At 44.4% G+C, this 19,317-nt stretch carries 22 protein-coding genes; 8 read left to right on the plus strand and 14 right to left on the minus strand.

What is annotated here, in order from left to right:
* Positions 1-12: 12 nt before the first annotated feature.
* From ACZ424_RS02240 to ACZ424_RS02250, 3 genes are read right to left on the minus strand one after another with little or no spacing between them, the layout of a single operon-like run.
* Positions 13-702, minus strand: a complete 690-nt coding sequence (locus ACZ424_RS02240; RefSeq protein WP_464904899.1) for a YggS family pyridoxal phosphate-dependent enzyme — start codon at positions 700-702, stop codon at positions 13-15.
* The gene (locus ACZ424_RS02245; protein ID WP_464904900.1) at positions 695-1,774 is read right to left on the minus strand and encodes a hypothetical protein; all 1,080 of its coding nucleotides are present in this window, start codon (positions 1,772-1,774) and stop codon (positions 695-697) included. Before ACZ424_RS02245 ends, ACZ424_RS02240 begins: the two co-directional genes overlap by 8 nt.
* Positions 1,771-2,181: a hotdog domain-containing protein gene (locus ACZ424_RS02250; protein WP_464904901.1), complete on the minus strand. Its 411-nt coding sequence runs from the start codon at positions 2,179-2,181 to the stop codon at positions 1,771-1,773. Before ACZ424_RS02250 ends, ACZ424_RS02245 begins: the two co-directional genes overlap by 4 nt.
* 39 nt (positions 2,182-2,220) lie before the next feature.
* On the opposite strand from ACZ424_RS02250, the gene polX reads away from it, so the two are divergent.
* The 5 genes from polX to ACZ424_RS02275 all read left to right on the plus strand — a co-directional run bounded on the left by polX (position 2,221) and on the right by ACZ424_RS02275 (position 7,685).
* On the plus strand, positions 2,221-3,954 hold the full coding sequence (gene polX, locus ACZ424_RS02255; protein ID WP_464904902.1) for a DNA polymerase/3'-5' exonuclease PolX: 1,734 nt from the start codon (positions 2,221-2,223) through the stop codon (positions 3,952-3,954).
* Positions 3,955-4,020: 66 nt separating this feature from the next.
* Positions 4,021-4,539 (plus strand): Hsp20/alpha crystallin family protein, encoded by a 519-nt coding sequence (locus ACZ424_RS02260; RefSeq protein ID WP_464904903.1) that lies wholly within the window; start codon positions 4,021-4,023, stop codon positions 4,537-4,539.
* Positions 4,540-4,669: 130 nt separating this feature from the next.
* Positions 4,670-6,322, plus strand: coding sequence for a radical SAM protein (locus tag ACZ424_RS02265; RefSeq protein ID WP_464904904.1), 1,653 nt, complete (start codon positions 4,670-4,672; stop codon positions 6,320-6,322).
* A gap of 96 nt (positions 6,323-6,418) precedes the next feature.
* The gene (gene lpxC / locus ACZ424_RS02270) at positions 6,419-7,342 is read left to right on the plus strand and encodes a UDP-3-O-acyl-N-acetylglucosamine deacetylase (protein ID WP_464904905.1); all 924 of its coding nucleotides are present in this window, start codon (positions 6,419-6,421) and stop codon (positions 7,340-7,342) included.
* Positions 7,311-7,685 (plus strand): hypothetical protein, encoded by a 375-nt coding sequence (locus tag ACZ424_RS02275; protein WP_464904906.1) that lies wholly within the window; start codon positions 7,311-7,313, stop codon positions 7,683-7,685. The genes lpxC and ACZ424_RS02275 overlap by 32 nt, the downstream gene beginning before the upstream one ends.
* On the opposite strand, the gene ACZ424_RS02280 is transcribed toward ACZ424_RS02275, so the two are convergent.
* Genes ACZ424_RS02280 through amrS form a run of 4 tightly spaced genes read right to left on the minus strand, consistent with a single transcriptional unit; the run spans position 7,666 to position 11,897 of the window.
* The gene (locus tag ACZ424_RS02280; protein ID WP_464904907.1) at positions 7,666-9,105 is read right to left on the minus strand and encodes a hypothetical protein; all 1,440 of its coding nucleotides are present in this window, start codon (positions 9,103-9,105) and stop codon (positions 7,666-7,668) included. The genes ACZ424_RS02275 and ACZ424_RS02280 overlap by 20 nt on opposite strands.
* 8 nt (positions 9,106-9,113) lie before the next feature.
* Positions 9,114-10,376 carry an MBL fold metallo-hydrolase gene (locus ACZ424_RS02285; RefSeq protein ID WP_464904908.1) on the minus strand — a complete coding sequence of 421 codons (1,263 nt, stop codon included), beginning with the start codon at positions 10,374-10,376 and terminating at the stop codon, positions 9,114-9,116.
* A gap of 14 nt (positions 10,377-10,390) precedes the next feature.
* Entirely contained in the window at positions 10,391-10,849 is a 459-nt protein-coding gene (locus ACZ424_RS02290) for a YbhB/YbcL family Raf kinase inhibitor-like protein (protein WP_464904909.1), read from the minus strand.
* A gap of 40 nt (positions 10,850-10,889) precedes the next feature.
* A complete protein-coding gene (gene amrS / locus ACZ424_RS02295) occupies positions 10,890-11,897 on the minus strand; it encodes an AmmeMemoRadiSam system radical SAM enzyme (RefSeq protein ID WP_464904910.1) in 1,008 nt (335 codons plus the stop codon).
* 96 nt (positions 11,898-11,993) lie between these two features.
* On the opposite strand from amrS, the gene ACZ424_RS02300 reads away from it, so the two are divergent.
* Entirely contained in the window at positions 11,994-13,082 is a 1,089-nt protein-coding gene (locus tag ACZ424_RS02300; RefSeq protein ID WP_464904911.1) for an SPOR domain-containing protein, read from the plus strand.
* Here the strand turns inward: ACZ424_RS02300 and mnmH are convergent.
* From mnmH to ACZ424_RS02315, 3 genes are read right to left on the minus strand one after another with little or no spacing between them, the layout of a single operon-like run.
* On the minus strand, positions 13,058-14,089 hold the full coding sequence (gene mnmH / locus ACZ424_RS02305) for a tRNA 2-selenouridine(34) synthase MnmH (protein ID WP_464904912.1): 1,032 nt from the start codon (positions 14,087-14,089) through the stop codon (positions 13,058-13,060). The genes ACZ424_RS02300 and mnmH overlap by 25 nt on opposite strands.
* A complete protein-coding gene (locus tag ACZ424_RS02310; RefSeq protein WP_464904913.1) occupies positions 14,080-14,772 on the minus strand; it encodes a class I SAM-dependent methyltransferase in 693 nt (230 codons plus the stop codon). The genes mnmH and ACZ424_RS02310 overlap by 10 nt, the downstream gene beginning before the upstream one ends.
* On the minus strand, positions 14,765-15,847 hold the full coding sequence (locus ACZ424_RS02315) for a DNA double-strand break repair nuclease NurA (RefSeq protein WP_464904914.1): 1,083 nt from the start codon (positions 15,845-15,847) through the stop codon (positions 14,765-14,767). The genes ACZ424_RS02310 and ACZ424_RS02315 overlap by 8 nt, the downstream gene beginning before the upstream one ends.
* A 49-nt stretch (positions 15,848-15,896) precedes the next feature.
* Here ACZ424_RS02315 and ACZ424_RS02320 point away from each other — a divergent pair, with 49 nt between their 5' ends.
* Both ACZ424_RS02320 and ACZ424_RS02325 read left to right on the plus strand, forming a co-directional pair.
* On the plus strand, positions 15,897-17,159 hold the full coding sequence (locus ACZ424_RS02320) for a penicillin-binding transpeptidase domain-containing protein (RefSeq protein ID WP_464904915.1): 1,263 nt from the start codon (positions 15,897-15,899) through the stop codon (positions 17,157-17,159).
* Complete coding sequence (locus ACZ424_RS02325) at positions 17,138-17,479, plus strand: histidine triad nucleotide-binding protein (protein ID WP_464904916.1); 342 nt, start codon at positions 17,138-17,140, stop codon at positions 17,477-17,479. The genes ACZ424_RS02320 and ACZ424_RS02325 overlap by 22 nt, the downstream gene beginning before the upstream one ends.
* Here ACZ424_RS02325 and ACZ424_RS02330 read toward each other — a convergent pair.
* The 4 genes from ACZ424_RS02330 to hisI form a co-directional block, all read right to left on the minus strand.
* Positions 17,476-18,219: a GGDEF domain-containing protein gene (locus ACZ424_RS02330; RefSeq protein ID WP_464904917.1), complete on the minus strand. Its 744-nt coding sequence runs from the start codon at positions 18,217-18,219 to the stop codon at positions 17,476-17,478. The two genes, ACZ424_RS02325 and ACZ424_RS02330, sit on opposite strands and share 4 nt — an antisense overlap.
* Positions 18,220-18,345: 126 nt before the next feature.
* Entirely contained in the window at positions 18,346-18,675 is a 330-nt protein-coding gene (locus ACZ424_RS02335; protein ID WP_464904918.1) for a PocR ligand-binding domain-containing protein, read from the minus strand.
* On the minus strand, positions 18,675-18,962 hold the full coding sequence (gene hisE / locus ACZ424_RS02340) for a phosphoribosyl-ATP diphosphatase (protein WP_464904919.1): 288 nt from the start codon (positions 18,960-18,962) through the stop codon (positions 18,675-18,677). The genes ACZ424_RS02335 and hisE overlap by 1 nt, the downstream gene beginning before the upstream one ends.
* The gene (hisI, locus tag ACZ424_RS02345; protein ID WP_464904920.1) at positions 18,959-19,303 is read right to left on the minus strand and encodes a phosphoribosyl-AMP cyclohydrolase; all 345 of its coding nucleotides are present in this window, start codon (positions 19,301-19,303) and stop codon (positions 18,959-18,961) included. Before hisI ends, hisE begins: the two co-directional genes overlap by 4 nt.
* Positions 19,304-19,317: the final 14 nt, after the last annotated feature.

Raw genomic sequence — 19,317 nt, forward strand, 5'->3', positions numbered from 1 at the left:
ACCATAAACCTCCTAATAGTTTCTTGGGCCGAAAAGAGCTTTTCCTATCCTTACAATTGTAGCCCCTTCCTCAACGGCTACTGTAAAGTCGTGGGACATTCCCATAGAGAGCTCCGGAAACTTCCTTCCAAAAACCTCCTCCATTTTATCCCGAATCTCCCTCAGTCTGACAAAGTAGGGGCGGACTTCTTCCGAATTTTCAAGGTATGAAGGAACGGTCATAAAACCTAAAATGTTTAACTGAGGATACTGGAAAGCGTAGGAAAGGAGCTCCTCCACTTTCTCCGGAGGGCAGCCGTGTTTTGACTCTTCAGGAGAGAGCTTAACCTCTACTAAAAGGTCTATACTCTCGATGCCCTTTTTTTTCATTTTCTTTAAGAGCTCATCTACGAGCTCCTTTCTGTCTAAAGTCTCTATGCAGTTAAAGAGCTCCACGGCATACTTAACCTTGTTTGTCTGTAGGTGGCCAATCATATGCCAATCTGCATATTCTAAGTCTTCCAGCTGAGGAATTTTCTCCCTCGCTTCCTGAACTCTGTTCTCTCCGAAGAGCCTTACGCCAACCCGGTAAGCCTCCCTTATCTCATCGGGAGTTCTGGTCTTGGTTGCTGCAAGGAGTTTTACCTCTTTAGGATTCCTTCCAGCTCTCAAACAAGCCTTCTCTATTTCTTCCATTATCCTCTCGTAGTTATCCCTAATCATTCTCTAACCTCTCGTAAACCTCGTCTGCAAAGAACCAGAGATCGTCGCTCAAGTTTGACTCTGAGTTACTGAGAAAAGACTTCCAGTCCTTTAAGTAACCCAGACTGTAAAGATGGTAACTTGAATCTACAAAACCGCAGTTCTCGTATGAGCTTTTGCCGTCAAACCTGAAAACCCTGATGTCAACGAACTTGTTGACGCCAGAATCAAAGAGTTCCTTCGTCAGCTTCCTCCAGAACTCGTAGTTAGACTTTTTAAGGAAAAGCCTCGTTCTCCTCCCAGTTATCGGCTCTCCACCTTTGAGGAAGAACTTATACCTTAGGTAAACAACAGCCCCAATACCACCGTCGTCTGTTCTTACAATTTTTAAGTCTGAGTCTTTTACAGGAAGGGTCTTAACGTAGTAGCCCAACCTGTCGGCAAGAGGTGAGGAGAATTTTGCACTGTTAAATATGTCTATGATCCTGTTAATCTCTTTTAAAACGGCGTCTAAATCTAAGTCTCTACTGTCTTTTTGAACCTTTAAAGATGTATAGTAGTGGTTTCTGTAGATGTAACCTCCGCTTCCCTTTAGCAGAGCTATTCCCGGTTTTAACTCAACAGAGTTTATGCCGTCTGTTAGGAGAGCTCCCCTGTTCACAACAACAACCGAAAAGGTGTCATCTTCAATGTTTAAGTCTTTTTCCGGAACTAAAAAGGCTCTATTTCTGAAAACACAAAGGGCGCTTCCCTTTTCAATTTTTGCAACGTACAGTACGTCGTTTTCCTTTAAATCAAGGCCGTTAACTTCCATAGGAGTTGTTACAAGAGCAAACTTTAAGGAGAGCTCTCCTATCACTTTTTCCAAGGGAAACTGAAAGCTGGTATAGTCAAGGTTAACCCAACCGCTCTCCGTCTTTCCCCAAAAAGTGAAAAGTGTTGATAGGGGAGCTCTATCTCCTTCACTTAAAGTCTTCTCAATCTGACCCATTGGAACCTGCCTAATAGAGGCAGCACTTGAAATAACCTGAAACTCCTGGGCGACAGAAACGGCCGGAAAGAGAAGAACAAGCGCAGACAGCAACCTTTTCATCTTTTAATCTCCTTAACCACGAACATGAGGGCTTCTGCCTCTGCAACCTTTTCACCTGAGATCTTTCTCATAACTGCCTTCGTCACTTTAAACCTCTTCCTTTCTTCCTCAACCCAGGCCTCTACTTCAACCTCTTCCCCAACGAAAAGGGGAGAGTGAAATCTAACGGTTATCTTTCCGGTGAGGAACCTCTCGTTTAACCCCTGAAGGTATGCCATAGACTCGTCTAAGATAAGTGAAATTATCCCGCCGTGAATAACGTTGTCGTAACCCTGGTAGAACTTGGGAAGAGAAAGGCGGCTGTAAACTCTTCCGTTTCTCCTTTCAAACTTTAAGTGCATACCCTTAGGGTTTTCATCACCGCAGACAAAACAGTAATTGTCCCTTCTCAGCTCTTTTCCATTCATAGTAGTTGAATTATAAATAGAATGAAGGAGGTAGAGGAAATGAAGAACAAAGAGCTTGCAGACATATTTGACAAGTGGGCAGACATACTTGAGTTTATGGGAGATAATCCCTACCACATAAGGGCTTACAGGAACGCTGCAAGGCTCATAAGAGACCTTTCTGAAGACATTGAAGTTTTAGCTAAAGAAGGGAAACTCTTTCAGCTTCCAGGAATAGGACAGAGACTTCAGGCAAAGATTTTAGAGTTCCTCAGAACCGGGAAGATTGAAGAGTTTGAGAAGTTAAAACAGCAAGTCCCCGATACAATCTTTACTCTTTTAGACATTCCGGGAGTTGGCCCTAAAACGGTGAAACTTCTTTACGATGAGCTCGGAATAAGAAGCATTGAGGACTTAAAACGGGCAATTGAGAGGGGAGATCTACTGAAACTTCCCGGTTTTGGAATTAAAAAGGTTGAAAAGATAAAGAAAGGGATAGAGCTCCTTGATAAGAGCGGCGGAAGGATACTTTTAGGAGTTGCCGTTTTCATTGCCGACAGGATAGTAAACCAGCTGAAAGAACACTCTGCAGTTGAGAGGATATCTGTATGCGGCTCTACAAGAAGAATGAAGGAGACCGTTGGAGACATAGACATCTTAGCAACTGGAAACAACATTGAAATCATTGACGCTTTCGTAAACCTTCCAAACGTTAAAGAGGTTCTCTGGAAGGGAACTAAAAAAGCAACTGTAATTGTTGAGGAGGGAGAGCAAGTAGACCTAAGAGTTATAGAGCCGGACTCCTACGGCGCAGCCCTCCAATACTTTACAGGATCTAAGGCCCACAACATACACCTGAGAACTATTTGTTTGAAACTTGGCTATAAGCTCAACGAGTACGGTCTGTTTAAGGGAGACGAAAAGATTGCCGGAAGGACGGAAGAGGAGATATACAAAGCCCTCGGTATGGACACTCCGCCACCGGAGATAAGGGAAGACACAGGAGAAATAGAGGCGGCACTTGAGCACAGGCTTCCGAAACTCATCGGCTACGACGAGATAAAGGGAGACCTACACGTCCACTCAAACTGGTCAGACGGAGCCTCAACCATTGAGGAAATAGCCAAAAAGGCCATAGAAATGGGCTACAGGTATGTTGCAATAACCGACCACTCAAAGAGCTTAAAGGTTGCAGGAGGGCTTTCAGAAGAAGACTTAGAGAGGAGAAACTACGAGATAGATAAACTGAACGAAAAGTTTAAGGGAAAAATTAAAATTCTAAAAGGAACGGAAGTTGACATACTTCCTGACGGAAGCCTTGACTACCCAGATGAAATCTTAAAGGAGCTTGACTTTGTTGTTGCTGCAATCCACTCAAGGTTCAACCAGGACAACACAGAGAGAATTCTAAAGGCAATAAACAACCCATACGTAAATGTAATAGCACACCCAACGGGAAGGGTAATCGGCCAGAGGGAGGGCTACCCGTTAGACCTTGAGAAAGTAATGAAAGCAGCAGCAGAAACGGGAACGGCACTTGAGGTTAACTCCTACTACAACAGGCTTGACCTAAGGGACGCCCATTGCAGAATGGCGGTTAAGTTCGGGGTAAAGCTCATTATAAGCACAGACTCACACCACGTTGACCACATGTGGATGATAAAGCTTGGAGTGGGAACGGCCAGAAGGGGTTGGGTTGAGAAAAAGGATGTTGTTAATGCAGGGAGTTTGGGGGAGCTCCAAAAGTTCGTCAAAGAGAAGAGGAAAAAATTCGGCGCAGAGCAGTTGACTTAACAGTCGGCTGGCCTAATATTAAAATAGGATTGAAAGTTAGCTAAAACTCAATTGAAGGAGGGAGAGATGTTCAGAGGATTCTTCGGAAGGAGAAGAGGGTTTGACCCGTTTGAGGATATGTTCAAACAGTTTCAGGAAATTGAAAGAATTATGGCCGAAATGATGAGAGGTTTCGGCAGCTTCGGAGAATTTCCTGGTTTTGAAGCTGGGTTTGAGCCAAGGATTGAGATGTATGAAACTCCGGACGAAATTGTTGTTAGAGCCGAAATGCCCGGGCTTGACAAAGACAGCATTGACGTTAAAGTTCGGGGAAACTACCTGATAATCAAGGGCGTTAAAAAGCAGGAGCAGAAAGAAGAGAAAGACAACGTATTCTTCAGCGAGACCTTCTACGGAGAGTTCCAAAGAGTAATTCCCCTTCCTGTAGAGGTTAAGGAAGAGGGAATTGAGGCCTACTACGACAAGGGAGTCCTTGAGATAAGGCTTCCTAAAGCAGAAACTGCAAGGAAAGAGGTTAAGATTATCGTTAAAGAGCCGGAAGAGAAGGAAAAGGGCAAAGAGGATAAGGGAAAGGAAGAGAAGTAGATTAGAAAAAAAACTTGGACTTATCTGAAAGGTTAACCGGCCGCCCTTTAGGGCGGTTTTTCATTTTGACAGGAACGTTACTTTGCCCAATATTTATTGAGAACTATTCTCAGTTTCTTAAAGGAGGTTTATGTCAGAACTTGTCATAGTTAGAGAGTGTAACCACCTTAAGCACAGACCCGAAAACCTGAAGGTTCTACTGGTATATCCGGGAAACGAAAAGGTAGGCTTTTCAAGCCTTGCAGTTCACAGGGTTTATTCCCTCTTAAACAGTATAGAAGGGATAACTTGCGACTTGATATTTGATGGGTTGAGGAGCTCCTACTTTTTAGAACTCTCTCCGAAAGAGTTTGACGTTATCGCCTTTTCAATAACCTACGAAAACCACATCTTTAAGGCCACAGAGCTCCTTTCAAGCTGGGGAATAGACCCTTTAAGGGAGAGGAGAGAGAACTCTCCCTTGATAATTGGAGGGGGAATAGGCCTCTACTACAACCCTGCTCCTATTCTTCCTATCTTTGACGCCGTTTACCTTGGAGAGGCAGAGGGGAGAATTGAGGAGGTTTTCGGAGCTCTGCGGCAATCGCCATCCCTTGAAACCTTTGATGGGTTTGACAACGTAATAGTGAGTAGAAATTACTCTTTTCTCTACGAAAACCTATTTGTTAAGGAGATAAAAGGGGAGAAGAAGAGAATCTACAGGTCAAAGCTCTTTTCCCAAACTCCCTCCCACTCCTGCTTTCTAACGGGAGACGCTGCTTTTAAAGACATGTTCCTGATAGAGCTTAACAGGGGCTGCATAGAGAAGTGCAGGTTCTGTGTTGCAACCTACATGGGACTTCCCTACAGGGAAAAGAACTTAAAGGTCGTTGAAAGAGAAATAGAAATTGCGTCTAAGTACGTTGACAGGATCGGATTGATAGGAGCAGGAGTTACAGACTACTCTAAAATGGAGGAGCTCCACAAAATACTCAAGAAATACAACGTTAAAGCCTCATTTTCGTCACTTAAAGCCTCGTCTTCCTCCTCTGCAATCTTTGAAATTATTAAGGAGTCGGGACAGAAAACCGTAACGATAGCTCCGGAGGCAGGAAGGGAGGAGCTCCGGTTTGCAATAAATAAAAAAGTTCCAGATGAGAAGTATTTCACCTTTACAGAGAAGGCTTTAGAGAGCGGAGCAGAGAATATAAAACTTTACTTCCTCATAGGTCTCCCTGGAGAGACAGAAGAAGACATAAAGGCAATAGCTCAAATGACCCAAAAGTTCTTAGAAATCGGCAGGAAGTTCTGGAAAGAGAGGGGAGTAAGAGGAGAAATCCACGTAAGCGTCAACCCAGTAATAGCAAAGCCATTTACACCGTTTCAGTGGTACGGTTTAAACTCCAAGTCAGTGATAGAGAAGAAACAGAGAGTTCTTCAGAGGGAGCTCCGAAAAGTAAAGGGAGTAAAGCTAACACACGAGAACGTAAAAGACGCCATCCTTCAGGCAATTATTTCAAGGGGAGATACGAGGGTTGGAGAAGCTGCTGTAACCAGTGCAACAGAGAGAGTCCCCTTTAGAAAAGCCCTTAAAGAGTTAGGACTGCCCTTTGAAGAGCTCTACACGAGGGAAAGGGAAAAGGAGGAGCTCTTTCCGTGGGAAGTGGTAGAAAGCGGCATAAACAGGGAATACCTGTGGCATGAATACCAAATGGTCTACGAAAAGCGGTCTACCCCTACCTGCTTCCCGGGCTGTAAGGTGTGTGGGCTCTGCAGAGAAGAAGAGCTCGTTAAAAAGGCATAGTGCAAATTTGCAAATTCCCCCTTTTAAAATCCAAAAACTGAACGGATATGCCGAATATAATTTGGTTTAGAAGAACTCTAAAGACAGGAGAGCTCTATGCAGGTTTACCAAAGAACCCTTGCCAAAGAGGTTTGCTTCAGCGGTATAGGTTTACACACGGGAAAAAAGGTAAACGTTAGACTTGTTCCAGCACCGTCAAATACGGGAATCATTTTCATAAGAAGCGACCTTGAGGGTTCTCCTTCAATAAAGGCCTCTCCGAAATACCTGAGTAGGCTCTTCTACGCAACAAATCTCTCCGATGGAAACGTAAGCGTTCAAACGGTTGAACACCTTATGGCAGCTCTCTCTGCCTTTGGAATAGATAACCTGTTTGTATACCTTGACTCCGAGGAACTCCCTATTCTTGATGGGAGCTCCGCCCCTTACATCTACCTATTTGAGGAGACAGGAGTTAAAGAACTCTCCCAGAAGAGGAAATACGCAGTTCTAAAAAAGGAAGTTTTAATTGAGTTTGAGGGAAAAAGGGTTCTTGCAGAACCTTCAGACAAGCTTGAGATAGACAACACAATCTCCTTTAACCACACCTACAAGAAAGTCCGCCACCAGAGGCTCGTTTATACCCATAACCTAAAGAACTTTAAGGAAATTGCAAAGGCCAGAACGTTCTGCTTCTACCAAGAAGTAGAATCTTTAAGGGCTGCCGGACTTGCAAAAGGTGGAAGCCTTGAAAACGCAGTAGTTATAGACGACTACGGAATTCTCAACGAAGGGGGATTAAGGCTTGACAACGAGTTTGTAGCCCACAAAACCCTTGACCTTATAGGAGACCTTTACATTTTAGGATATCCTCTTTTGGCAAAAATAACAGCTTTTAGAACAGGTCACGCCCTCAACGCAGCGTTAGTCAAAAGAATATACAGTGAAAGGCTCTACGAACTCGTTGAGTTTGAGGAAGGAACAGAGGGGAAAGAAAGAGGATTAAGTTTTGGAGAAGAAGGAGTTCCCTCTTTTAATTGAGAGATACAGACTTCAAGTTGGAATAGTTCTCTTCTTTATCGTTTTAGCTGCTCAAGTTCCTCTCTTCTACTTTAACGTCCTTCCAAACCTACAGCTGAAACTGATGGCCGTTAGGTGCCTAATCTTTGACGTTCTGTCTACCTGGCTGTTCCTCTACTTAGAGAGGGGAAAATACAAAGACCTACTTCCCTTTCCACTCCTTGGGATTCTTCTTTCACTCCTCTACTTGAAACTCGGGAGCTTCTTCCTCCTTCCCTTCTGCCTTTCAGCAACAACAACCTCTGTAATAATGGTCGCCCTTGCCGCCTACTTAACGATAAAGGTCAACTACGGGAAGGGGTAAAAAAGCCTTCCGCAACTGTTCTTACAAAGTTCTTCTCCCCTTCCGTTATCCTCCTCTCTCTTATGTAGCTGAGCATTAAAGGAGGAAAAACAGAAAGCGGAGAGGTTTGAAGTCTATCTCTGAACCTGTGGCAAAAATAGAGAATGTTAAGCTTTGTCTCAAAGGGTAAGTTCCAGTTAAAGGCCTTCTCAGAGAGCTCCCTCTCCACCTTATTGAAAAGGAACTCTGGAATGTCTAATCGACTAAGGGCAGAGATTGCACTGTTAAGGTAGGCAATTTCAACAGAGCTCCTGCCAGAACACCTCCTTAAAACCGAGAGGAGCTCGTAGACAAAAGAGACGAGAGACCTGTCTGTTAACCTCTCTTCCGAGAGTTTCTCTATAACACCTATACCTTTAGGATCTCTGCTGTTAAAGTAGCGACGGAGCGACTCAAGGGAAACCTCTTGGGGAAACTCCTCTACAGGTACAACCCTCGGGACGGACTTCTCCGGGGAAAAACTCCTTACGGGAATCTTAAAGTTCCTGTTAACGACACTCAGAGAGAGGAGCTCCCTACCCAAAAACTCCTCAACAGAGACGGGAAAGACCTGAGAGATAACATCAAGAAACGGCCATCTGAGCCTTCCTACGAGAACAACTCTCTCCACCTTTAACCGCTCTCTAACTAACTCTTCGTAGGAATAAAGGGCTGTAATCAGGGAAGAGGAAAAGTCCGAAAGACCTGTTATAAACTCGCCAAAGCGGGTATTCCCTACAACGGGGGTGATGGCAAGACGAACTTCACTGATAGAAACTTTGCGGCTGTAGCCAAAGTAAGGGATTTCAACCTTATCAGTCCTTCCAAAGAGGAGACGGGCTCCGCAGCTTCTACAGAGGTCAAGAATAGTCCCTCTAAGCCCTTCCCTCCTTAGAGTCGCGTTTGAGACGCCGGTCTCCCCTATGAACCTGTTAAAGAGGTAGTTTCCTAAAGTATCTACCAAATGAAACTCGCCAAAGGGCAAAATGAATAGAAGCTCCCCACCTAAAGATAGAGAAGTTTTCGTATACCCAACATTAACGACAACCGTTCTTTTATTAAACAAGTTAAAGTCGTAGAAAACAGAAATCCTCTTTCCAAAGGAGTTCTTAAACAAGTTCCTTATCAGAAACGTAGACTTACCGTAAACGTAACCGGGAAGAATTACCTCGTCAAAAGAATGGGGTTCAACGGGAAAGAGTGCAAACTCTAAAACGTCTATTCCGTCGTAGAAGACATCACCGAGGAACAGGTAGTCTCTCTTATCAATATTTTCCAAGAGGGAAAGTAGCTTCTTCTTTACCTCAACGGGAACTGAGGAGTAGTCTACTCCAACTTCAGAGAGGAAGCTGTCCTTTAGCTTAAAACTCTTGTCTGACAAGTATGATTCAGGGTATCCCAAGTAAACCCTCAAAACCTAACAACCTCTCTGTTAAATGCGTGGTGCTTCCTAAGGTCGTTTGTAGGGTATCCGTGAACGAAAACTGTCCTTTCAGGATTAAGGATTTCAAGAATTTCCTCAAGCTCTTTCCGGTCTGAATGGGCAGAGAGGTGGTGTTTTTCTATTTGACACCTGAATGCTGAAAGGAGCTTCTTACTTGAGAGAAGTCTGTAGCCAAAGCTCTCCTCTGCCATGTACCCGCTAAAGATGATAGAGCTCTTAGGGTCTTTTGAAAGAAGCTTACTGTAGATGTAAGAGGGCGTTCCTTCAACCAACATTCCGGAAGTTGAGAGAATACAGTCTGCCTCCCTCAGGTTTTCCCTACACGCTTCTTCGAAAGGAAGCCCCTGATAGGAGGGAGCAGGCTGAACGTAGTAGTTAAATAGGTTTTTTCTTAAAAGGTTCTCGTAGAGAGTTGAAACTTCTCTGGCAAGACCGTCTACGTAAACGGTCATCGGCGGAACGGCTCCACTCCTCATGCCTTCTGAAAGGAGGAGGAGTATCTCCTGGGCTCTTCCGAAGGCAAAGGCCGGTATGAGGACTTTTCCTCCCCTTTCAACGGTTTTCTTGACGGTTTCAAGGAGCTCCCTTTCGTCCTCTTCCCTTCTAAACCTTCTGTCTGAGTAGTAGTAGGTGCTTTCAAGGACTAAAAAAGTGGCTTTCTCTGAGGGGAGCTCCGCCTTTCCAACGGTTTTCTGGTGAGAGAAAGAGATGTCACCGGAGTGGAAGGCGAGGGAGCTTTCCCCGTAGTAAATCCCTACAGAGGCAGCTCCAAGGACGTGACCAGCAGGGTAGAGAACGACTTCAACGTCTCCAACTACAATCCTATCAAAGAAATCTCTTCTCTCAACTCGGGAGAGAGCTTCGTTAAGGAGTTTATACTCCTTCCACTCGTCTAGAGAGTTCCTGTCGTTTATGTAGCGAACCTTTATTGCGTCTTCAACCATAAGTGAAAGGAGCTGAGCAGTTTCGTGGGTAGTGTATATAGGAGTATCCGGGTAAAGGTTGGAGAGAATGTGGATACTACCACAGTGATCAACATGGGCGTGTGTGATAAAAATGGCGTCAAGCTCCGGAGAAAGCGCCTTTAAAAAGTTAAAGTCCGGGTAAGGCTCACTCCTGTGAAACCTTATTCCGGAGTCAACGAGAATCCTTTTTCCGGAAACGATGTAGAGGTAACAGCTTGCCCCTATCTCGTTCCCACCACTTATTGGTATAAACAGATTTTCCATAGGCGAGTAATTTATTACCTAACGTAAAGGCCTACAAGCTCATCTTGGGAAAGGATGTGCCCCTCAATCGCCTCCAAGAACTCCCTCTTTCCAACTCCGGCAGGGATTCCAAGAGTAGGAACGCCTAAGGCGAAGAGTAGAAAGAAATACCTGTGGGGTCTTCCCGGCGGTGGGCAAGGTCCTCCGTAACCTACTCTTCCAAAGTCGTTTATTCCCTGCTTTATTCCATACTCTAGCTCCAGAGCCGGTGGAATGTCTTCAGGTAAGCCCTCAAAAGTGGCAGGAATGTCGTAAATAACCCAGTGGGTAAAAACTCCTCCGGGAGCGTCCGGGTCGTCAACTAAGATGGCAAAACTCTGTGTTTCTTCAGGAGGCTCTAAAAAGAGAAGAGGTGGTGAAACGTCTTCTCCGTCACAGGTATACTTAATCGGTATGTACTCTCCGTTTCCAAAGGCCGGACTAAAAAGTCTCATCTCTCCCTCCTACAAGGTTCCTATCTAGTTTACCACTTTCTTAAAAAACAAAATCTACCGGCCTTCCACACCTTGGGCACTTACCATCTGGAGTAAAGAGAACCTCTACGTTGTACCCTACTCTCTTTACTAAGAGCTCTCCGCACCGGGGACAGTAAGTAGATTCCCTCTCCGGTTCAATAACGTTCCCTACGTAAACATACCAGAGGTATTCCTTACTTACTTCATAGGCCATGTCTATAACTTCTACCGGTGTAGGTGGAGTGTTCATCAGCTTGTAAGCAGGGAAAAACCTTGAGTAGTGAATAGGAACGTCCCTTCCAAGGTTCTCTGCAACCCACTTTGCGTAGCGCTCAAAGTGCTCTGGAGTAAACTCCTCAAATCCTGGGACTATGAGTTTTGTCAGCTCAAGGTGTTTTCCTGCCTTCTTTATCTCTTCACATACTTGCCACACATTCGGATTTGGGAAAGAGGAAAACTTGAGGTAATACTCCCTGTCCATCCCTTTAAGGTCAACGTTGAAGGCGTCAATGAGGGGCAGGAGCTCCCTCAAGGCATCAAGGTTTATGTTTCCATTCGTAACCATAACGTTCTTTAAACCTGCCTCTTTTATCTTCTCTGCAGTATCTTTTACATATTCAAACCAGATAATCGGATCGTTGTACGTGTAGGCAATACCTATTGAACCGTAACGCTTTGCGTATTCAACTGCCATTTCCGGCGTAAAGACTTGCCTCAGGTAGGGAGTATCCCTCCGAGCAATTTCCCAGTTCTGACACGACTTACAGTCAAGGTTACAGCCGTTTGTTCCTATTGAGAAGATAACAGAGCCTGGGTAAAAATGGTAGAGAGGCTTTTTCTCAACAGGGTCATAGTTTGCAGATGTTATCTCAGAGTAAACGGTTGTGTAGAGAGTTCCCCCTTCGTTAACCCTTACCAAACAGAACCCTTTTCCTCCGTTAGGAATTACACACTCCCTTGGACATAGAATGCACCTAACTTTTCCACCTTCAAGGGGCTCCCAATAACGAGCAACAGTTTTTGGCATCTCTCCCTCCTGATAAAATTTCAACGCTAATTCTTTAGCAGCTTCATTAATTCAATTTAATCCAACTGAGAAATTGAGTAAAACAAGGGAGAAAAGATGGAGGAGAACAGAAACCTGTTTAACATACCCGCCTACATTAAGGTTGGGAACAAACGCTTTAAGGTGATAAAGTGGGGGGTTACGGGAGCCGTTATAGAGAACTCTCCCATTGTTGAGTTGAAAGAGACAGTTACGGCTAATTTTATCTTTCCCTACGACACCTACAACGAACTAATAATCCCCGACGTAAAACTCAAGTGCTATTCCGAAAACGGCACACTCTTCTGTAAGTTTGAGAACCTGTCTAAAGACCAGGAGAATCTGTTTAAGTTCCTCATAAGGGAATACCTGTGGAGAAGGATTATCTCCATTCCCAGCGAGTTTATGAACTATACACAGGACAACGAAATTAGGAAAGAGCTCCTCACCTTCCAGCGAAACCTGACCCTAAAGAGAAAACTCAAAAAAATTATGTATCTAATGGTAGTTGTAGTAACAGCAGGAACTATTTTCTTAGGAGCTAAAATATTTTTCTATACGAAAAACACCGGTCTAACGGTGAAGTATTCTGAGGCAAACGGAAAAAAGACCAGAAGGGAGGTAGAGCTCTTCGCAAAAGAGAAAGAAGTTAAACAAAAAAGGGAAGTAAAAACCTCTCAGGAACCGCCTCAACCTAAGGTAGAAGTAAGTACCGAAAAAGAGTTAAACGAAAGAGCAGGAAAGGGGAGCTCCCAACAGTTAGCCGCCAACCGAAGCTCTACCCCTTCTCAAGGAGTCGTTACGGCTAACAAAAAGGCTGAAGAGAACAAAAAACTTCCTGAGGAGAGCTCCGAAAAAACTCAAGTCAGCTCTATACAGAAAAGAGAAAAGCTCCTCAGAGGAGTAAATTATTACTGCGTTCAGGTTGCTACAGACTCTTCCCCAGAAAGGCTCATAAAATTGGCAGAGAAGTTGAATGAGTTTCCCTACGTAAGGGTTGAAAAGATAGGGAAGTTTTTCACCTTAAGGGTAGGATTTGACAGAAGCCTCAGTAAAGATAAGAAACTGGCAAAAGAGATAAGGGAAAAGATTAATAAAAAAGCCTTTTCAAGGATCTGTGTTTACAAGCCTGAAAGATGGGTTTACCCGCAAACAGAGGCTAAGTAGGTTTCTACTGTAGAAACTGCCTCGTCAAAGGTCTTTACTCCGAAAGGCTTAACTTCCGGAGGCGTTGAGCGGGAGTAAAGTTTATCGTAGTAGTTAACCATAAGCTCTGTAACCGCCTCCGGGTATCTCTTCTCCTGTATCAGTTTCTCTATTTTCCTATACTTTTCGTCTCCCAAAATTTTCTTAATTCTTGAGAGAGCTCCCAAGTAAACCTCGGGAGAAAACCTGTCTACACCGTAGTCCTCCATTGATATCCTGACCCTCTCTTCCAACGGGAGCTCTATGTAAATCTTCTCCCCCTTTTGCATTGCTTTCCAGAAAGGCTCCGGTATAAAGAGTTTCCCTATTTTTCTACTCTCCCCCTCAACCAAAATACACGGAGAGTCTTTTAACCTTTCAACCTCTTGCCACATTAGAGCGTCAAACATTTTTTGGGAAGGCTGCTGAAGCCCGATTCCGCCAAAAACAGAACCCCTATGCCCCGCAAGTCCCTCAAGGTCTATAACAGGATAACCTTTCTCTTTAAGGATTCTAACTATCCTCGTTTTCCCACAGCCGGTTGGACCATAAAGAACAATAAGTTTTTTACCCTCAAGGATTTCAGCTATCCTCTTGAGTATGTATTGGCGAAAAGCCCTGTAACCTCCAACGAGCCTCGGAACGTTAACTCCGGCAAGGGTGCAGATGGCGGCAACGGCAAGACTCCTTAAACCTCCCCTCCAGCAGTAAACGACTACTTTTCCCTCTTTTTCTTTTATCTCTTTTACTTTCCTAACAATTTTATGTAGCTTGGGGCCAACAATTTCAAGAGCGTAGAGTCGCGCCTCTTTTTCTCCTTTCTCGTAGTAAACCTTAGAGACCTTTTTCCTCTCCTCCCCAGAGAAAAGGGGAACGTTGTAGGCGGCGGGAATGTGAAACTCCTCAAACTCTTCAGGTGTTCTCGTATCTATGAACCGATAACTCTTTTTAAGAGCTTCCTCTACAGTTATCTCCCTTACTAACTCCATCTCTGCACCTTAAAAAGAGCAACTCCGAAAGCCCCAAAAGGCAGGTTAAACCCCAACTTTCTCTCCCACTCCTCTCTGACGAGAGTGCCGAGGGTTAAATTAAGCGTGGTGTAGAACTTTTCCAGTTTAAGCCTTTTCCTCCCCACCTCGTTAACGTATCGGCCAAAGGAAAGGAGCTCCTCCTTAGTAAGAAAGTTTGAAGACGAGTAAACGGAACTCCCGAAAAGGGACTTAAGCTCCCTGTATAGGTTTAGAAGTGAATACCTGTTGAGAAAAGCTACAAGAATCCCCTTCTTTGAAACTCTGGCTGCCTCAAGGAGAGCTCTCCTCTTATCTGTAATAAACTCAAGGCTCGTTACGAAGTAGGTAAGGTCAAAGGAATCGTCCAAAAAGGGTAGTTCCAACGCCGTTCCGTTAATCAGCTTTTTTAAACCTTTTTTCTTTGCTTCAAGAAGCATGTCTACTGAAAGGTCAAGTCCTACAGGTTCGGGAAAACCTTTACTTTTTAAAAAGTCCATCCAAATTCCAGTTCCACAGCCGACCTCAAGGAGTTCCCCGCCTTTAAACGGGTAGAGAGCTTTTAAAAGGAGCTCCCCCTCTAACTTCTTTACCGTTTTCCCAAATTCAGTTTCAAAGAAGCTGTCGTATTCTTTAGCTACCTTTCCTGTAAAGGGATTACTCACCTAAGGGCTCCCTCCCCGTAACTCCCCTTAGCTTTAGTATTCTCAGAACCTCTTCAATGTCTGCAGAGGTTATCTTCACGCTCCTGTGGACTTCGGCAAGGGGATACGGGTATCCGGAAACAGAGTAAAAGTTAAGGAAACTCAGAATTTCCTTAAAGTTCCCCTCCGACTCAGAGTTTTCTAAAACCTCAACTTTGTGAACCCAATCCCTCAGTTTTACAAAAGAAACTGTAAAGGAAAAGAGTCTTAAGAGCTGATCAAACTTACCGGGATATTTAAACTTCTTCTCCTCGTCAACTCTCTTTCCAAACTTTGGCTTAATGTATCCGGAAGGGAGATTTAAGAGGTTAAGAACGGCAATGTCTGGAAGGAGACTGTCTAAAGAGTGGAGCCTTGAATCAGACCGTTTAGACAAGGCTACCAAGCGCTTTCCCTTCTTTTTTGCCTCTTTCAACAGAAGGTAAATTGTGTAGAGATACTCAAGGTACTCCAAATAACCTGCAGCAACAGCGTAGTCCCTGCCTGAAAACTCCTTCTGAATTCTACTATAGAAGTCTTTAGAGTTTATCCTGTTGGTTGAGTAGTTCTCTTCTAACTCCTTAAAGAGCTCCCACACCTTCTCTTTAACTTCACCGTTAACTGAGACCTCGTGATAGAAGGAAGGGGGTCTAATGAGAGCTCCTATCACCGAACCGTCAAGCATGAGAAGGGAGACCTGAGGAAGGATAGAGAGAGCTCTCTTAAACTCCAAAATTCCCATTAAGATTCTAAGTCTTGAGTCTGAATACTCGTAAGGCTTTAAGAGGTCAACGTCTGCATCTATCTCAAGCTCTACAGGGTTACTGCCGTTAAACGACGCAGAAGCAGCTCCGACTGCGTAAACAACGTAACCCGAAAACTCTTTCCTGTTCCTACTGCCATCAACGGCTCCTGCAGATTCCGGCGGGGTAGGTGGGGGGAGCTCCCGCCAGAGCTCCTTAACCTTCTTTGAAATTTCCTCAAGGCCGTCGGAAGAGATTGAGACAACTCCTAACTTCCTGTAGGCAGCCTCTATAAGAACTCCTCTAATCGTCAAAGTCAACCTCCTATGCTGTGCATATATTATATGCTGCAACGGAGGAGATATGAGAAAGAAGATAAAACTTTTCTCTGTTCCCCTTATCTCTGCTCTCCTATTTCTACTGCTGGTGAGTTTTGTAAATACGCTCGCTCCGAAAAAAGGTAAGGAAGAGGACGCAGAGGCAAAGGTTGAAGAGACACAAGAAAATCAGATGCCACAAATAGTTAAAGAGCTTGAAAGCGACTTTAAACTCCAGTATCAGCTCTTCAAGAAAGCAGAGCAGGAAGGAGACAAGTTCGTATACAACACGGGGAACTACAAAATCGTTTTCACAGTAAACCCTCAGTTTCAGAAAGCCGTAGAAAACGAGTTTAAAAAGTTTAAGGTTAAGTATGGAGCTTACGTTGCATTAGACCCAAAAACGGGAACAGTTGTAGCAGCCGTCTCAAGCCTTGACTATCCTAACCTCCTGTTTAAGCGCTCATTCCCTACCGCCTCTACTTTTAAAATCGTAACGGCCGCTGCAGCTTTAGACACGGGAGTTGCAACCCCTGAAACTGAGCTTAACTGTGGAGGCGTAGGAGACTCCTGCTCCCCATCAGTATGGCTAAACAGCCCCTATAGAGTAGAGAGAACATTCTCACAGTCCTTTGCAACATCGGCAAACCCATTCTTTGGGAACTTAGGAAGGCTCATAGGGAAGAAAACTCTGATGGAGTATGCCTACAAGTTCGGATTTAACAGAACCGGATACAACTTTCCGTGGGGGATTGTCAGAAAACCTCTTGACGACTACGAGTTAGCCCTTATCGCTGCTGGTCTTGGCGACACGGTTACAAGTCCTTTCCACGAAGCCCTTATAGCTCAAACGATATTAAACGGCGGAGTGATGGTTAAACCACGTTTGATCCAAAAAGTTATAGACCTCAAAACGGGAAAGGAGTATAAGTTTGAAACCACTCCATTAGGAAGGGTAGTAAAGGAAAAAACGGCAGACAAAATAAAGAAGATGATGGTCTTAACTGTAAAAACCGGAACTATTTCAAGCAGAAGATACTTTAGACTCCTCAGGAGATACAGTAACCTTACAGTAGGCGGGAAAACGGGAACTCTTACAGAGAGAAGCTACCCTGAAGGAAGGTGTGAGTGGTTTACCGGATTTATGAGCTACAACGGAAAAACACTTGCAGTTTCGTCTGTTGCAGTTAACAACTGGTTCTACTACATCTCTGGTTACGAGATAGCAGCGGTTGCAGCTGCAGATTTTGTTAAACTACAGGAGAGATACGCAAAAGGAGGGACGAGATGTGCGTCTTCTGCAAAATAGTAAACGGTGAGATACCTGCAAAGGTTGTATACGAGGACGATAAAGTTATGGCGTTCCACGACATAAACCCCCAAGCCCCCGTTCACATCTTAGTAATTCCAAAGGAGCACATTCCTACGCTTAACGACATAAATGAGGAACAGAAGGAACTGATAGGGCACATATTCACCGTGATAAAGCAGATAGCGAAAGAGATGGGAATAGCCAAAAGCGGCTACAGGGTTCTCGTTAATTGCAACAGAGACGGAGGACAGGAGATATACCACCTCCACTTCCACCTACTTGGAGGAGCTCCCTTAGGGCCAATGGTCTGCCGCTAACGTGAAAATTTGTTTAAATACATCATCCTGTCTGCCCTCTCAAGGGCTATTTCAAAGGGTTCAGAAGGGGAAGTCCAGAGGCTCCAACCTGAAGAAAAGGAGAGGGGAACCGGAAGTTTCCCCGTTCTATTAACCAATTCTGTGTTGTTCCTTATACGGTAAATTATCCTGTTTAATAACCTCTCGCTTGCCTTAGGGACAAGGATTAGAAACTCGTCTCCCCCCACTCTAAAGACAAGGTCTCCCTTCCTGACAGACGAACGGAGAATAGAGGCAAACTGCTGAATGTAGAGGTCTCCAACCCTATGGCCAAAAGTGTCGTTAACCTGTTTCAATCTGTCAAGGTCTAAGTAGATAAGTCCAATAGGAAAGTTTTCTCTGTTCCTAGAGAGGAAGTGAATCTGTTCCTGAAGAAAGTAACGGTTAAAAACTTCTGTTAGAGGATCTCTAAAGGCATAGTAAATTATTTTCCGTGGAACTACGTTCTTGACTAAGAAGTCAACGGAATCTACGAGGTCGTTAAGGGCATCTGTAAGGGGATGGGTTAAAGCACCCCCGTCGCCGTTTATTCGCTTTACAAAGTTCCAGCCAATAAGCTCCTCAATTCGGTTAAGAACCCTTAAGAGCTCCTCAGGATAATTTTTAGGTAGGCTTAAATGCCTCAAGAATGCCCTATAGAACATTTCACTCTGAAAGAGGAGAACTTTTTTCCTTCCTACCTTTTGAATCGGGAAACCCAACCTCTGACATCCAAGCTGGTAGTCTTCCTCTGCAAGTTTTAAGAGGAGGGATCTATCAATTCCTATCTCGTTAGCAAGCTTTTCAATCTTAACTATCTCCCGCCGGGAGAGTTTATTTAAACCCTGTCAGCCACCGGCAACGCCTATGAAAAACTCGTCTTTTTTGGAGTCAACCTTAAGGGGAATAACGAAGTTCAGTTTTCCGGCAAAACAGGTATGGAGAAAGGGCTTTTTCCTTTCCTTTGCCTTCTCAAAACGCTCTCTTCTGTCGGCCTCGCATCTTTCAGGAACCCTTGAATAGATGAGTTCACAGTAGGGAGTAACAAAGTCAACGAAACGAAGCTCCCCCCTCTCATCCCAAACCATTGAGGAAGCTCCTAAATGGCAAACGAAGTTCTGAAGGAGTCTTCCCAACTCTTCAGGCTTAAAGTACCTCTCTAACTTATCTATCCTCACTACTTCATCCGCCTCTTGAGTTCATCAGATATCTCGTCGTAGGTTATACCGCTGTTTACAAGAGCAACGGTTAGGTGGTAGAGAAGGTCAGAAACCTCGTAAACGGCATCTCCCTTATTGCCAGACTTAAGGGCGAGTATTGACTCTATGGCCTCCTCCCCAACTTTCTGGAGTATCCTGTCCTCACCGGCCTTAAAGAGCGAGGCTGTGTAGGAGTTTTTAGGGAGCTCCCTCTTCCTCTCCTCAACAACTCTGTAGAGTTCTTCCAAAACTTCACCTATGTTCATTTCTCCTCCGCTACTTTTCTGAAGAAACAGCTGTACTCCCCCGTATGACATGCAACACCTTTTTGTTTAACAACGTAGAGGAGTGTATCTCCGTCGCAGTCAAGGAAAACCTCTTTAACTTTCTGAAGGTTTCCGGAGGTCTCTCCTTTCTTCCAGAGCTTTCCCCTTGAACGGGAGTAGTAGTGGGCGTAGCCCGTTTCAAGGGTCTTTTCAAGGGCCTCTCGGTTTGCGTAGGCAACCATAAGGACGGCTTTTGTGGTTTCATCCTGAACAACAACAGGAACAAGACCATTTCCTTTTTCAAAATCTATCTGGTTTAAAAGCTCAGCGTTAACCTTCAAGTCTTCTCTCCCGC

Source organism: Thermovibrio ruber (assembly GCF_055380895.1).